Below are 14,046 nucleotides of genomic sequence, written 5' to 3' on the forward strand. Positions count from 1 at the left end.
TAGTACTATGGCTGTAGTGGTTGCAAGGAGGAAGCGTGGCGAAGAACGAAGCTAGGCGTGCGCAGCTGCTGGACGCGGCGATCGACGTCCTGGCCGAGGAGGGCGCGCGAGGGCTGACCTACCGCGCGATCGACGCGAAGGCGGGGGTGCCCGCGGGCACGGCGTCGAACTACTTCGCGAACCGCGACGACCTGATGTCGGAGGTGGCGACACGGGTGCACCAGCGGCTCATGCCGTCCGACGAGTCGGTCGCGGAGTCACTGGCCATGCCCAGGGACAAGCAGCTCACGCTCAAGTTCATGCACGACATCATCAAGCGGGCCGACGCCGACAAGGCCTGCTACCTGGCGATGATGGAGCTGCGGCTGGAGGCCACCCGGCGGCCCGACCTGCGCACCGCGCTCACGAAGACGATCGCCGACAACCTCGACTTCAACGTCGCGTTCAACGAGGAGTCGAAGCTGCCCGGCGACCGGATGACCGTCGTCTCGCTGTACTTCGCGATGACGGGGTTGATCTACGAACGGCTCACGCTGCCGGACGTCGTGGCACCGATGGACCTCGACGAACTCATCGAGGTCCTGGTGAACCGCGCTATCGGCCCGGACTAACGGCTCAGCGGTCCGCCGGTGATCGTCAGCGCCACGGCGATCACCACGATGCCCAGCGTCGAGTAGAGGAACGCGTCCATGCCACGGCCGCGGATCTTGATCAGACCCGCCTGCTCGTCGCTCACCAGGATCCGCAGCACGGCCGCGACCAGCAGCGACACGCCCAGCAGGACCGCGCCCTGGCGCCAGTGGTACTGGAAGATCCGCACCAGCCCGAGCGCACTGATCCCGAGCACCAGCGCGAACGGCAGGTGCTTGCCGGGACCGGAGCGCCAGCGCTGTTCGGACATGAGCGCCTCGGCGTCAGACCGCTGCATTGGCGCGCTCGGCGGCTTCGACGGTGTTGGTCAGCAGCATCGCGACGGTCATCGGGCCGGAACCGCCGGGCATCGGGGCGAGCCAGCCAGCGACCTCACGGACGTCCGGGGCCACGTCGCCCACCAGGCCCGCGTCGGTGCGGGTGATGCCGACGTCGATCACCGCGGCGCCCGGCTTGACCATGTCCTTGGTGATCAGGCCCGCGCTGCCGGCGCCCGCGATCACGATGTCCGCCCGGCGCACCTCGGCCGCGAGGTCCTTGGTGCCGGTGTGGCACAGCGTCACGGTGGCGTTCTCGGTGCGGCGGGTCAGCAGCAGGCCGATCGGGCGGCCGACGGTGACGCCGCGGCCGACCACGGTGACGTTCTGGCCGGCGATCGGCACGTCGTAGCGGCGCAGCAGCTCAACGATGCCGCGCGGCGTCGCGGGCAGCGCGGCCTCCTCGCCGAGCACGAGCTTGCCCAGGTTGACCGGGTGCAGGCCGTCGCCGTCCTTGCGCGGGTCGATCCGTTCCAGGATCGCGTTCGCGTCGAGGTGCTTGGGCAGCGGCAGCTGGACGATGTACGCGGTGACCTCGGGGTTCGCGTTCAGCTCGTCGATGACGGCCTCGAGCTCCTCCTGCGTCGTCTCCGCGGGCAGGTCGCGGCGGATCGACTTGATGCCGACCTTCGCGCACGCCGAGTGCTTGCCCTTGACGTACGAGTGCGAGCCGGGGTCGTCGCCGACCAGCACGGTGGCCAGACCGACCTGGACCGGCAGCGCGGCGACCCGCACCTTCAGGTCCTCGAACAGCGCGTCCCGGGTTTCCTTGCCGTTGAGCAGCGTCGCAGTCACGTCTTCATCCTCCCATTGGGCAGCGCCGCGATGCCCACCGACACCAGCGTCAGCACGACGCCGATCACCGTCGGCAACGCCAGGTGCCCGCTCACCCCGTCCAGCAGCACAGCCCCGATGAGCTGCCCGCTCACGCCGCACAGCCCGACCATCAGCACGCCGATGAACCGCACGGACACGATCGCGCCGCCCACCCCGACGATGCCGAGCAACCCGCCGAGGTAGAGCCACCAACCCGACGGGAACGCGCCCGGCACTCCGCCCCACGCCACCAGGTTGACCAGCGACAACGCGGCCGTGCCCACGGTGAAGTTGACCAGGATCGTCGCCACGGAGTTCGCCGCGGCCTCGCGCACCAGCCCGTTCACCGCCTGCTGCCAGCCCATCAACAGGCCCGCGATCAGCGGCAGCACCGCGAGCCACAACGCGCCGGGCGACGTGAACTGGTGCGACACGGCGACTGTGACCGCGATAACACCGACGGCCGCTCCAGCGACACGAGTGGATGTGAACGGTTTCGGCTCGCCCGGCCCGACCCCGAGTCGGTCGATGACCATGCTGCTCACGACCTGTCCGATCACGACCGAGACCGTGAACACCGCCACACCGATGGTCGCGACCGCGAGCCCCTGCGAGCCCACCAGCACCGCGCCGCTGATGCCGCCGACGCACTCCCACCACCGGATGCGCCGCTGCCTCAACGCGTCGCGCAACCGCGCCAGCCCGTCCCGTCCGGACTGTCGCGACAGGACGACCACCATCAGCACCAACCAGCCGCCACCGAACGAGATCAACGCCGCGAGCAGACCGTTGTGCAAGGACTGTGCCAGCGTTCCGTTGACGCGCGCCTGGACCGCGATGGCCACGCCTCCGACCGCCGCCAGCAGACCGCCGGTCACCTGCGCGGACCGTGACAAAAGCTCCTCCAGCCGAGACAGGGGTGTTCTTGATCAGCTTTAACCAGGCCCGTGCACCGCGTTATGGTCGGGCCTCCACCGTTCGGCGCAGTAGCGGGGGACGTGTGCGATCCGGCGAGTTGCGGGGGAAGATGTTGGCGTGTCCGAGCCGAAGCCGTTGAACCCTACAGAGCAGGACGCTCTGGTTAAGCAGATCGGCCTGACTCTCATGCGGGCCGCCCCGGAAGACTGGCGCAGCGTCATCGCGCACTACCGGGCCACCGGCCGTTACTTCGAGTTGGAGTCCGAACTGCGGTTGCAGGACGGCACCTCGCGCTCGTGGGCCGTGCCGCAGGACGTGGCCTCGCTGTTCGCGCGGCTGCGTGCCGGCATGCACCGCGAGGGCAGGGGCAGCTGGACGAACGCCCGCTACCAGCTCGATCACCCCTCCAGCTACAACCTCGACTTCGACCGCGCGGAGCCGAGCTGGCAGACGCCTCCTCCGCAGCAGGCCTACTTCGACGAGATGCGGTTCTTCCCGCGGGTCGACGAGAACGTGCCGGACTGGCTGCGCCGCCGGCTGAACCCGCCGACGCCGGCGTTCCGCACGGTCCGCGTGTTCGACGGCGCGGGTCCCGGTGGCCGTCCGTCGGTCAACCGGCCGCCGGTGCCGGAGACCGAGGTCGCGCCGCTGCTCACGTACCTGTCGAACGCTCCGGTCGCCGTGGCCGGACGCGGCTTCGACGCCGACGTGCTGCACCCGGACTCGCCGCCGGTCGTGCCGTCCGGGTTCCAGACCGACGGTGCCTGGATCTGGCCCGCGGGCGTCTCCTACTACCTGCGCAAGTACGGCGTGCCACCAGAGCCCGAGCTGGTCGAACGCGCTCGCGCCGCCGGTTTCACCCTGCCGGAGGTCTCCGAGGAGTCCCGGCTCGCCGCCGCCGCGAACCTCGGCGCCCCTGCCGCGCCTCCCGGCACCGTGGTGCCGGTGCCGCCGGCCCTGCAGTCGCCGCCGGAGCCGCAGGCCAAGCAGGAACCCGAGCCGGACCTGAAGTCGGACGAGACGCAGTACGTCACGCCGCCGAAGTTCGACACGCCGCCGACGTTCGACACGCCGCCGACGTTCGACGCCGAGCAGGAGCCCGAGGTCGAGGAGTACGACTTCGAGCCGATGTACCCCGACCAGCAGGCCGTCGAGGTCACCACCGAGCAGCCGCAGGTCGAGCCGGAACCCGAGCCTGAGGACATGGGCGCCACGGTCGCGGTGCCGTTGCCGGGGCCGACCGTTGACGGCCCGCCCTACCGGGTTGTTTTTGATTCCGACGGCGTGCCCGACGTCGACGACAGGCGCCTGCGCGACACGTACGGCGCGGGCATGGACCTCTTCGCCCCGCACCCGAGCGAGGTCGAGGAACCGGAGCCGGTCGCCGAGGTGATCGCCGAGGAGCCGAACGAAACGGACCCCGGCGACGAACAAGATGTCGTGGACGTTGACGACGCACCCGAGATCCCGACCGCCGGGCCGGACGAGCCGGAGCTCCTCACGCACCACCGCGACGAGGAGCTCACGGACCACCTCGTCGCGGACACCGAGGAACGCCCGCGCGACGCCATGCAGGACACGATGGCGTGGAGCCCGGTCCTCGACGAGCCGCTGGAGAGCCCGGCCGAGGTCACCGAAGAGCATCCGATCGTCCCCGTGGCGGAGGACGGGCCCGACCTGGCCGAGGACGAACTCGAGTCCACGGCCGCGTTCGAGCCCGCGCCGTACGAGCAGGAGTCGTTCAAGCAGGAGTCGTTCGAGCCTGCCGCGTTCGAACCCGCGCCGTTCGAGCAGCAGGGCTTCGAGCCGCAGTTCGAGGACAAGCCGCAGTTCGAGAACAAGTTCGGGGCGCCGAAGACGCTCGAACCCGAGCCCGCGCCGGCGCTGCTCGCACCGTTGCCGGTGCCAGTGCCCGCGCCCGCTCGCGTCGAGGAGACGACCCAGTTCGACGCCGCGCTGTTCAACGAGCCGAAGGCCGAGCACGAGCCGGAACCGGAGCCTGAACCCGAGCCGGAACCGGTGAAGCCGCCGCGCCAGGTCACGCAGGAGGAGGACCGCGAACTCGCGGGCACCCGCCGCGCGCTCGACGACCTCAGCGTGCCGCACGGCGTGTACCGGATCGGCGAGCCCGCCGACCGCACCTGGACGCTGCGCCTCGACGGCGACAGCTGGGAGGTGTGCTGGTTCGACCACGGCCCCAAGAACCCCGTGCGGTTCGACAAGGTCGAGGACGCGTCGGCCTACCTGCTCGGCAAGCTGGTGCTGGGCAACTTCCGCACGATCGTGCGTACGCCACCCCCGCCACCACAACGGCCGATGAGCAACGGCTTCCGCGAGGAGCCGCGCCGTCCCGTGCCGCCGCAACGCCCGCCGATGCCCCAGCCGCAAGCACCGGCCCCGCAGGCCCCGGCCCAGCCGGTCCCGCAGGCACCGGTCCAGCAGGCGCCGGTCCCTCCGGCACCGCCTCAGGCCGCGCCCACGCAACAGGTCTCGGCGCCCGCGCCGGCACCGATCGCGGCGGCCGTGGCCCAGGAGGAGCCGTCGAAGCGGAAGTTCCCGATCGGCCCGCTGGCCGGCGAGCCTCCGCTGACGTTGTTCCGCCACAAGCAGATGTTCGAACTGCCGGCGGGCACCGAGGTCGACCGCTACGGCGACCAGAACGGCAACCTCGTCTACGTGGCGGGCACCCCGTTCCCGGAACGCAGCCTCGTGCCGTCGTGGATCAACCGCCCGTACCGCGTGTACCGGTTGCGCCGCCCGCTCGAGGTGCTCAGCGGCGTCGCGGTGCCGTGGTTCGAGCAGCCGGGCGGCGGAACGGCCTACCTGCTGCCGAAGGCGATCGAGGAGATGGTCGCCGAGGGCGTGCTGGTGGAGATCACGGGATCAGCTGACAACTGATGCTGGTGCCGTCCGACGACGAGTTCGTCGACGCGTTCGGGGTCAGCCCCGAGGCTGAGGACGAGCCGTGGATCAAGGCCGTCCAGGTGGAGGGCGTGCGCGTCTCGTTCGACGCGCACGTCGGTTCCTTGAGGGTCCAGTGGTTCCAAGACGATGAGCTGGTGGTCGACCTCTACCGCGAGGGAGCGAACCGGATGCTCGTGTGGTCCGGAAAAGGTGAGTCGCATGTCGTGGTGGAGTTCGGCGACGGAGAGATGTCCGTGCGCATCCACCCCGCCGTGCGCATCACCTCACGACACAACTAGTCCGTAGGCGGCCGCGAAAGCGATCGCCTGCTCGATGTCGATGAGGGCTCCGGCGAGCTTGGCTTGCCGGAGCCCGTTCGCGTCCACCGCCGCCCCGCGCAGGTCGGCGCCCTCCAGCTTGGCGTCGAGCAGCCGCGCGCCGATCAGGTCCGCCTTGCTCAGGTCGGTGTTGCGCAGATCGGCCTCGCTGAGGTTCGTCTCGCGGAACCGCTGCCCGCTCAGCTTCAGGCCGTGCAGCGGCGCTTTCGCGAACGATGCCAACGTGAAGTCCACCTCGGTGAAGGTGATCGGCCGCAGCACGCAGTCGACGAAGTTCGAGCCCATGAGGCTGCACGAGGAGAACGACGCCCGCGTCAGCACGGTGCGGTCGAACGTGCACTGCCGGAACGCGGTCGCCTGGTGCTTCGACTCGCCGAGATCCGTCCGGGTGAAGTCGCACCGGGTGAACGTGCAGCCCGTCGTGACGAGTTCGCGGAGATCGGCTTCGGTGAAGTCGCAGTCGGTGTAGGACCTCTTCTCCCAGTGCTGACCAGGGAGCACGGCGTCGGCGTAGTCCTCGCCGACCTCTTCGACCAGGTTGTCCACTCTCACACTCTCGCATTGTCGGCGTGTTGGTAACGTGCGGGTGCCGGGCGACCCGCCCGACTGAAGTCAACGAAGACCGTCATTCGGGAAGGCTCATGACCCGCACGCCCGTGAACGTCACTGTCACCGGTGCGGCCGGCCAGATCGGCTACGCACTGCTCTTCCGCATCGCTTCCGGCCACCTGCTGGGTCCGGACACCCCGGTCAACCTTCGTCTGCTGGAGATCACCCCGGCGCTCAAGGCCGCCGAGGGCACCGCGATGGAGCTGGACGACTGCGCCTTCCCGCTGCTCAAGGGAATCACGATCACCGACGACGCGAAGACCGCGTTCGACGGCGTGAACGTGGCCCTGCTCGTCGGCGCCCGCCCCCGCACCAAGGGCATGGAGCGCGGCGACCTGCTCGAGGCCAACGGCGGAATCTTCAAGCCGCAGGGTGAGGCGATCAACGCCGGCGCCGCGGACGACGTGAAGGTTCTCGTGGTCGGCAACCCGGCCAACACCAACGCCCTCATCGCCCAGCAGCACGCGCCGGACGTCCCGCGCGAGCGCTTCACCGCGATGACGCGGCTGGACCACAACCGCGCCCTGTCGCAGCTCGCCAAGAAGCTGGGCGTCGCGGTCACCGAGATCGAGAACATGACGATCTGGGGCAACCACTCCGCCACCCAGTACCCGGACCTGTTCCGCGCCAAGGTCGGTGGCAAGACCGCCGCCGAGGCCGTGAACGACCAGGCGTGGCTGGAGAACGACTTCATCCCGACCGTCGCCAAGCGCGGCGCGGCGATCATCGAGGCCCGTGGCGCGTCTTCGGCCGCGTCCGCCGCGAACGCCGCCATCGACCACATCTACGACTGGGTCAACGGCACCGAGTGGACCTCGATGGCGATCCCGTCGGACGGTTCGTACGGCGTGCCCGAGGGCATCATCTCGTCGTTCCCGGTCAAGTGCGCGAACGGCAGCTACGAGATCATCCAAGGCCTGGAGATCGACGAGTTCTCCCGCGGCCGCATCGACGCCTCCGTGGCGGAGCTGGTCGAGGAGCGCGACGCGGTCAAGGGCCTCGGCCTCATCTAGATCGTTGCCAGATCGGAGACATGGCAGTGTGGGGCACGTGCGCATTCCATGGGACGTGCCCCAGCCACAGCTTTCCGATGACGTGCATCCTGCGCTCGCTGACGCCGCCCGCGCGGCGTCAGCGGCGTATGGACGCGCCCGAGCACTGCACACGCGCCTCGAACTTCGCGAAGAAGTGGCGGACGGCGCCGACGGAACACCGACGATGCGCGTCGATCGCATCGTCGAGGACGCGATCCTGGAGTCCATCCACCGCAATCGCGTGAACCTCCTGTCCGAGGAAGCCGGGTTCGTCGACAACGGTTCCTCGATCACCCTCGTCATCGACCCGGTCGACGGGTCCGCGAACGCCGCGTTCGGCGTTCCTCTCTCGTGCTTCGCCGGTGCTCTCGTTGAAGACGGCACGGCAAAAGAAGCCCTCACGACGTGGTTCGACACGGGCCGTGCGTGGCATGCGCTGGCGGGCGTTCCTACGTCGTTCCGCACGACCGGACGCACCACGCTGGACGGCGCGTCGGTGTGCTTGATGCGCCCGAAGACAGGCACTCAGGACGCGTGGCTGCGGATCGCGAACCGCGCCGACCGCATCCGGGTGCTGTGCACGACCTGCCTGGAGACGATGCTGGTCGCCGAGGGCACCGTCGACGCGTTCATCGATCCGGGCAGCGACACGCACCGGATCATGGACCTCGCGACGGCGCTGGTCACCGTGCCCGCCGCGGGTGGTGTGCTGGTCGACCTGCACGGGAGGCCGTTCACGTTCGAGCCCGACCTGACCCACCGGTGGTCAGGCGTGGCGGCAGCTACTCCTCAGCTGGCCGAGGAGCTGATCGCGACCGTGCTGGGTTAGAGGGTGCCTCTCGGCTCGACGATGCAGTCGGGGCCGGGGAACACCAGGCCCTCGTGGCCGTCGTTGAAGCGGACCAGGTACGGCGGCTGGCCGTCGCTTCCGCGTACTTCGAGGATCTCGCCCAGGCGCTCCTCGAGGCCGATCGAGCGGCTGTGAACGTGGAGCCTGTCACCAACTGTTGCTTGCATGATGCTGCAACACCTCCGGTGTGCGGCGTGAGGCTTGGCGATGAACGCGTTAAAGCCTAAGCCGACACCGGAGGTGCGCAACAGGGCTCAAGTGCTCATCCGCCGCAAGCCGAGGAAACCTTCGCGACGAGGTCGGCCTTCTTCGTCACCCAGTCCGCCGCGGAGTTGACGTTCTGCATGCCGTTGGCGGCTTCTTCGAGAGCCTTCTTCACCTGCTCGTCAGGCGCGGAGTTCGCGAGGGTCTCGAGCTCCTTCGCCTTGGCCTGGGTGTCCTCCAGTGCCTTCTGCGGGTCGCTCAGGTCCGGCGAGAAGCCCAGCAGCGAGATCGCGTCAGCGCACAGCTTCACCTTGTCCGCGGTGTCGCTGACGCCCTGGATCGTGTCGCACGCCGTCAAGCTGCCCAACGCGATGACAGCCGCAACCAGCGGTCCAACTAGGCGCATTCGCTCTCCTCTTGCCCGATGTGTCCGTTTGTGTTGTTCACGACTCTACCGATGCACTTCTTGATCGACCTGGCGTTGGTAGAGCTTCCTGATGACGTCGTCGATTTCCGGCTCCACGACGGCGAGGTCGTGGACCTCCACCTGCCGCACCACCTGAGTGATCAACTGGGCCGCCGTCATCTCCGCTCTCCTGAACGTGAGGTGGTGCCGCAACCCGTTGGCCTCGCTGCGCACCGCCGTTACTCCAGGGACGTCCGGCGCTGGTCCGGGTTCCCGGAGGTCGATCACGAGCTCGCGTTCCGGCGTGACCTCTGCCCGCAGTTCCTCCAGCGGACCGTCGGCGAGCACCCGGCCGTGGTCGATCACCATCAGCCGCGGGCAGAGGCGCTCGATGTCGTCCAGGTCGTGCGTGGTGAGCAGGAGCGTGGTGCCGCGCCGGACGTTGATGTCCGCCAGGAACTCCCTGAGGCGTTCCTTCGACTCCAGGTCCAGGCCGATGGTCGGTTCGTCGAGCACCAGCAGTTCCGGCGCGTGCAGGAGAGCGGCGGTGATCTCGCCGCGCATCCGTTGCCCCAGCGAGAGCTGCCGCACCGGGGTGATCAGAAGCTCTTGCAGACCAAGGAGCTCGACGCACTCGTCGAGCCGTGTCCGGTAGTCCTCGGCCGACACGCGGTAGATGGACTTGAGCAGGTCGAAGCTGTCCTGGAGCGGCAGGTCCCACCAGAGCTGGCTGCGCTGGCCGAACACCACGCCGATGCGTTTCGCGAGATCGCGGCGTTCCTTGGACGGATCCACGCCGTTGACCCGGATGTGGCCGCTGGTGGGCACCAGGATCCCGGTCAGCATCTTGATCGTCGTGGACTTGCCCGCGCCGTTCGGCCCGACGTAGCCGACGGCTTCGCCCGCCTTGACCTCGAAGGTGACGCCGTCGACCGCCGTCACGGTCTTGTAGTTGCGCCGCAAGCCTTTCGACGTGGCGACCTTGAACTCCCTGCGGAGCTCCCTGACCTCGATCATGATCCCGTTCCCCGATAGTGCCTGACCGCGAACCGCCACACGAGCCCGGCAACCGCGGCTGCCAGTGCCGCGACGAGCGGTGATGTCCAGCCGACCCAGCCAGGAAGGCCGAGCGGATCTTCTCTTCCGAGCAGCGCGAGGCTCGGGTAGTACGCGACGAACGCCCCCGGCACGATGAACGCCATCACCCAGCGCAGCGGCGCGGAGTAGACGTTGATCGGGTACGACGTGAAGGCGTTGCTGCCGTAGGTGACCGCGTTGGCGAACTCGCGCCCCTCGACGATCCAGAAGCAGACCGAGCAGGCCACGACCCAGACCGCGCTGTAGATCACCGCGCCGGCGATCGGCGTCAAGATCGTCAGCGCGACCTTCGCCGCCGACCACTCGATCGAGACGTGCGACAACGCGTACGCCATGACGGCGAGCGCGCCGGTGATGCGTCCGATCCTGCGCAGCCGGATGTCGGAGCACATGATCTGCGGCAACGTCCCGAGCGGCCGCATCAGCAGCACGTCGAAAGTGCCGGTGCGGATGTACGTCGGCAGGTTGTCGAGCTGCCCGGCGAACAGGTCCGCGACCCCGAACGCCGCGCCCGCGAACGCGTACATCAGCAGCACTTCGTTCTTGGTGAACCCGCCCAGCGCGTTGACCTGGCTGAACAGCACCAGGATGACGATCAGCTCGTAGGACTGCGCCAGCACCTGCGACAGGAAGTCGATCGCGAACGAGGCTCGGTAGGTCAGCTGGCTCTTGAGCCGCGCGCCGATGAGCTTGGGGTAGATCAGGTCAGCCACCCTGCACCACCACCTTGCGCACCGCGCGTTGCAACGCGAAATGCCCGATCGCGAGCACCACCACAGCCCAGAACGCCTGGTACAGCAGGAGTTTCGCGGCACTGCCGTGCCCGAGGAACACGTCGATCGGCGCCTGCAGCAGCGCCGGGAACGGCGACATCCACAGCGCGTCCCTGGCCCACTCGGGGAAGAACGAGATGGGCACCGTCAACCCGCACAGCAGGCCGGAGGAGACGTTCCAGAACCCGTACACCCCGCGGTTGTCCAGCAGCCAGAACGCGCTGGCCTCCACCAGGAACCGCACCCCGAAGCTGATCACCAGCGCGATCGTGGCGCTGAGCAGGAACAGCGGCCACCGCAGCGGGTTCTCGGGGAACTGGAACGGGAACAGCAGCATGCCGAACGCCATCGGCGGCGCGAGCCTCGTCACGAAGGCGAAACCGCCGCGCCCGATGTCCTGCGCGAGGAGGGCGCCCTGAAGATGCCACGGCCGATAGAGGTCTACCACTACGTCACCGGATCGCACGCGCTCGGCGAGCTCGTTGTTCCCCCACAACAGGACGAACCCGAGCAGCCCCTGCCCGATCCAGACGTACGTGTTCGTTGCAGCGATGTCGTAGTCAGCGATCTTGCCGTTCGCCGCGGTGATCGCGGCGGAGATGATGGCGAGTCGCAGCAGGCCGAAGACCACGTTCGTGGTCATTCCGGCCAGCATCGCTTGTCGGTAGGTCGAATACCTTCGGAAGCCGGCAATGATCAAATCGGCGTGGACACGCACGTCGTTCTACGTTAGTGACCGTCGCAAGTGGATTTAACCCGACCCGAAGGCGCTGGTCACGACCTCGCCCGCGTCCGGCTCCGCGCCGAGGCAGAGGAAGTAGTTGCGCGTGCCGTCCTTGAACCCGACAGCGGTGATCTCCCACGCCGAGGTGTCGACCGTCGGGCGCGTGTTGGCCTTCATCGCCGCGGGCGTGCAGACGTTCTTGACCTCGGCCGAGGCCAGCAGCTCGTCGGAGTCGACCTCCGGGATCTCCCCGGACAACCAGCCGCCGCCGAACGCCTCCCAGTAGTGCTCCGTCGCGCAGTCGCCGACTTTCCGCGCGGTGGCGGCCTGACCGCCGACAGTGGTGATCCCGCGGAAACAGGTCGACTGGTCGATGCAGAACCCGCCGTCGCACTTCTTGAGGAACGGCGGGATGTCCTCGGCGCCGCCCGGCTGCGTCGTCGCCGGTCCAGGGCCTTGGGCACCTGCTGTTTCGTTGCCGAGGAAGTTCCACGCCAGCACACCCGCGCCGATCGCGACGACAAGTCCGGCGGCGGCGGCCAACGGCCAGACCTTGCGCTTGCGCGGCGGGGGACTGACCGGCACGGTGGGCTGGCGCATCGGATCGCGCAGCTCGTCACGAAGCTGTGCGGCACTGGGCGTGCGCAGGTTCGCGTCCGGGTGCAGGGCCCTCGCCAGGATGTCGTGCAGCGCCGGCGGCACCCCGTCGACCGCGTTGATCGGCCTGCGCAGGATCTCGCCGAGCTGGTCGAAGCTGCTGATCGGCCACGGCACCGGACGCGGCGGCTTGCCCGCGAGCAACGTGTAGAGCGTCGCGGCGAGCGAGTAGACGTCGGCCTGCGGCGTGGGCTCCGCCATCGCGAACGCTTCCGGCGGCGCGTAGCTGGGGCTCAGGGCGTCACGCGTGACCGTGCTGCCGCCCTGCGCGTCCAGCAGCGCCGCGAGCCCGAAGTCGGCCAGCTTCGGCGTGCCGTAGCGGTCGACGAGGATGTTGCCGGGCTTGATGTCCCGGTGCAGCACACCTTCCTGATGTGCCGCGGCCAGCGCGTCCGCGAGCTTGATGCCGAGATCGCGCACCTGCTCGTGGTGCAACGGCCCGCGCTCGTCCAGCTGGTCCGCGAGCGACCCACCCGTGCACAGCTCCATGACCATGTACGGCGTGCCCTGAGCGGTGATGTTCGCGTCGTGCACCCCGACGACGTGCGGATGCCCGGACAACTTGGCCGCCGCGTGCGCCTCGCGGAGGAACCTTCTCCTGTCGCGCTCGTCGGCCAGCACCCGGTTGTCGATCTTCACCGCGACGTCCCGGCCGAGCTGCGCCTGATGGGCGCGGTAGACGGTGGCGAACCCGCCCGCGCCCAAAGGTCTCAGGTCCGACAGGCCGGGAATGCGGGGTGCGGTCACGCGCGGCAGCATAGTTCCGCACCCCGACAATTCCCCTTTAGGCCGTGCAGTTCAGCGAACCACTCCTAAGCGCGTGCTTCTCCGTGTTGTCGTCGTCCGACCACAACACGACCTTCTTGCCGTTGACGCAGCTCGGCGAGATCGCAAAGCCTTCGAGGTTCACGTTCGGCAGCTTGGCCGGCCGGTCGTACGTGGCCGTGACCTTGAACTTCCCGTCGCTGATCGCGAGCGTGGTGGCCCTGCCGCCGCAGTTGCTGTCGCAGGTCGCCCAGAGCCGGTTGTTCTCGAACTCCAGGTCCATCACCTGCGCCTGCCCGCTCGCGAACTTCGCGACCAGCTTCGCCCCGCCGTCCTGCAACGCGTACAGGAAGATCCCGCCGGTCGCCTCGAGCCCGACCGCGAACAACCCGCTCCCGTGCGCGGGGTAGTCGGCGGGGTCGTACAGCTTCCCGGTGTCGTCCTTGAACTTCTGCGCGGTGAGGAAGGAGTCCGGCACCCACGAAATGGCCTCGGGCCCGTCGTTGGGGCCGACCGACGGCATCCCCGGCAACTTCCACTCCGCCGCGGCGTTGCTCCCGCCGCCGATCTTCAACACCATCGGCGCACTGACGTCACCGTTGTAGTTGTCCCGCTCCGTGACGACGAAGAGCCCGTCCGGCGTGCTCACAACCCCTTCGGCATCAGGGTCGCCCTGCCCGTTCCTGAACCGCAGCGACCGCTTCTGGTCGACCTTCCACGCGCTGCCGTTCGGCACGAGCCGGTACAGCGTCGACGGCCCGTTCTTCACCGCCCACACCACACCGGCGCTCTCGAACGACAACCCGCTGAGGTTCTTGCCGAAAACGCTCGTGCCGTCGGCCGTCCTGGTGGCGGAGTCGCCAGGCCACGTGGTGGCAGCGTCAGCAGAGCCGATCGTCAGGCCCAGCGCGAGGACCGTGAAAACGCCAATCGCCTTGATGCGCAACGTGAACCGCCCCTTCTCTCACGAGGCGAGATCGCA

16 protein-coding genes are annotated in these 14,046 nt (G+C 68.7%); 5 read left to right on the forward strand and 11 right to left on the reverse strand.

Annotated features, from left to right (window positions below):
* Positions 1-35 precede the first annotated feature (35 nt).
* Positions 36-611, forward strand: a complete 576-nt coding sequence (locus SK803_RS19625) for a TetR/AcrR family transcriptional regulator (protein WP_319967469.1) — start codon at positions 36-38, stop codon at positions 609-611.
* Here the strand turns inward: SK803_RS19625 and SK803_RS19630 are convergent.
* From SK803_RS19630 to SK803_RS19640, 3 genes are read right to left on the reverse strand one after another with little or no spacing between them, the layout of a single operon-like run.
* Positions 608-901: a DUF3017 domain-containing protein gene (locus SK803_RS19630; RefSeq protein ID WP_319967594.1), complete on the reverse strand. Its 294-nt coding sequence runs from the start codon at positions 899-901 to the stop codon at positions 608-610. The genes SK803_RS19625 and SK803_RS19630 overlap by 4 nt on opposite strands.
* A 13-nt stretch (positions 902-914) precedes the next feature.
* Positions 915-1,763, reverse strand: a complete 849-nt coding sequence (locus SK803_RS19635) for a bifunctional methylenetetrahydrofolate dehydrogenase/methenyltetrahydrofolate cyclohydrolase (RefSeq protein WP_319967470.1) — start codon at positions 1,761-1,763, stop codon at positions 915-917.
* Positions 1,760-2,662: a DMT family transporter gene (locus tag SK803_RS19640; protein ID WP_319967471.1), complete on the reverse strand. Its 903-nt coding sequence runs from the start codon at positions 2,660-2,662 to the stop codon at positions 1,760-1,762. The genes SK803_RS19635 and SK803_RS19640 overlap by 4 nt, the downstream gene beginning before the upstream one ends.
* Positions 2,663-2,819: 157 nt before the next feature.
* Between SK803_RS19640 and SK803_RS19645 the strand changes: the two genes are divergently transcribed.
* Complete coding sequence (locus SK803_RS19645) at positions 2,820-5,600, forward strand: TNT domain-containing protein (RefSeq protein WP_319967472.1); 2,781 nt, start codon at positions 2,820-2,822, stop codon at positions 5,598-5,600.
* On the forward strand, positions 5,600-5,905 hold the full coding sequence (locus tag SK803_RS19650; RefSeq protein WP_319967473.1) for a hypothetical protein: 306 nt from the start codon (positions 5,600-5,602) through the stop codon (positions 5,903-5,905). Before SK803_RS19645 ends, SK803_RS19650 begins: the two co-directional genes overlap by 1 nt.
* On the opposite strand, the gene SK803_RS19655 is transcribed toward SK803_RS19650, so the two are convergent.
* Positions 5,891-6,496, reverse strand: coding sequence for a pentapeptide repeat-containing protein (locus SK803_RS19655; RefSeq protein ID WP_319967474.1), 606 nt, complete (start codon positions 6,494-6,496; stop codon positions 5,891-5,893). The genes SK803_RS19650 and SK803_RS19655 overlap by 15 nt on opposite strands.
* Before the next feature lie 89 nt (positions 6,497-6,585).
* On the opposite strand from SK803_RS19655, the gene SK803_RS19660 reads away from it, so the two are divergent.
* Both SK803_RS19660 and SK803_RS19665 read left to right on the forward strand, forming a co-directional pair.
* The gene (locus SK803_RS19660) at positions 6,586-7,566 is read left to right on the forward strand and encodes a malate dehydrogenase (protein ID WP_319967475.1); all 981 of its coding nucleotides are present in this window, start codon (positions 6,586-6,588) and stop codon (positions 7,564-7,566) included.
* Between the two features lie 37 nt (positions 7,567-7,603).
* A complete protein-coding gene (locus SK803_RS19665) occupies positions 7,604-8,416 on the forward strand; it encodes an inositol monophosphatase family protein (RefSeq protein WP_319967476.1) in 813 nt (270 codons plus the stop codon).
* Here SK803_RS19665 and SK803_RS19670 read toward each other — a convergent pair.
* The 7 genes from SK803_RS19670 to SK803_RS19700 all read right to left on the reverse strand — a co-directional run bounded on the left by SK803_RS19670 (position 8,413) and on the right by SK803_RS19700 (position 14,010).
* Entirely contained in the window at positions 8,413-8,604 is a 192-nt protein-coding gene (locus tag SK803_RS19670) for a DUF1918 domain-containing protein (RefSeq protein ID WP_319967477.1), read from the reverse strand. The genes SK803_RS19665 and SK803_RS19670 overlap by 4 nt on opposite strands.
* Before the next feature lie 95 nt (positions 8,605-8,699).
* Entirely contained in the window at positions 8,700-9,047 is a 348-nt protein-coding gene (locus tag SK803_RS19675) for a hypothetical protein (RefSeq protein ID WP_319967478.1), read from the reverse strand.
* 45 nt (positions 9,048-9,092) lie between these two features.
* Positions 9,093-10,064, reverse strand: a complete 972-nt coding sequence (locus SK803_RS19680; RefSeq protein ID WP_319967479.1) for an ABC transporter ATP-binding protein — start codon at positions 10,062-10,064, stop codon at positions 9,093-9,095.
* Positions 10,061-10,858: an ABC transporter permease gene (locus SK803_RS19685; RefSeq protein WP_319967480.1), complete on the reverse strand. Its 798-nt coding sequence runs from the start codon at positions 10,856-10,858 to the stop codon at positions 10,061-10,063. Before SK803_RS19685 ends, SK803_RS19680 begins: the two co-directional genes overlap by 4 nt.
* Positions 10,851-11,561, reverse strand: coding sequence for an ABC transporter permease (locus SK803_RS19690; RefSeq protein WP_319967481.1), 711 nt, complete (start codon positions 11,559-11,561; stop codon positions 10,851-10,853). Before SK803_RS19690 ends, SK803_RS19685 begins: the two co-directional genes overlap by 8 nt.
* A 108-nt stretch (positions 11,562-11,669) precedes the next feature.
* Entirely contained in the window at positions 11,670-13,046 is a 1,377-nt protein-coding gene (locus tag SK803_RS19695) for a serine/threonine-protein kinase (protein WP_319967482.1), read from the reverse strand.
* Positions 13,047-13,083: 37 nt separating this feature from the next.
* Positions 13,084-14,010 carry a hypothetical protein gene (locus tag SK803_RS19700; RefSeq protein ID WP_319967483.1) on the reverse strand — a complete coding sequence of 309 codons (927 nt, stop codon included), beginning with the start codon at positions 14,008-14,010 and terminating at the stop codon, positions 13,084-13,086.
* Positions 14,011-14,046 lie beyond the last annotated feature (36 nt).

Origin of the sequence: Lentzea miocenica (assembly GCF_033949945.1) — a bacterium.
GTDB classification, from domain to species: Bacteria; Actinomycetota; Actinomycetes; order Mycobacteriales; family Pseudonocardiaceae; genus Lentzea; species Lentzea miocenica.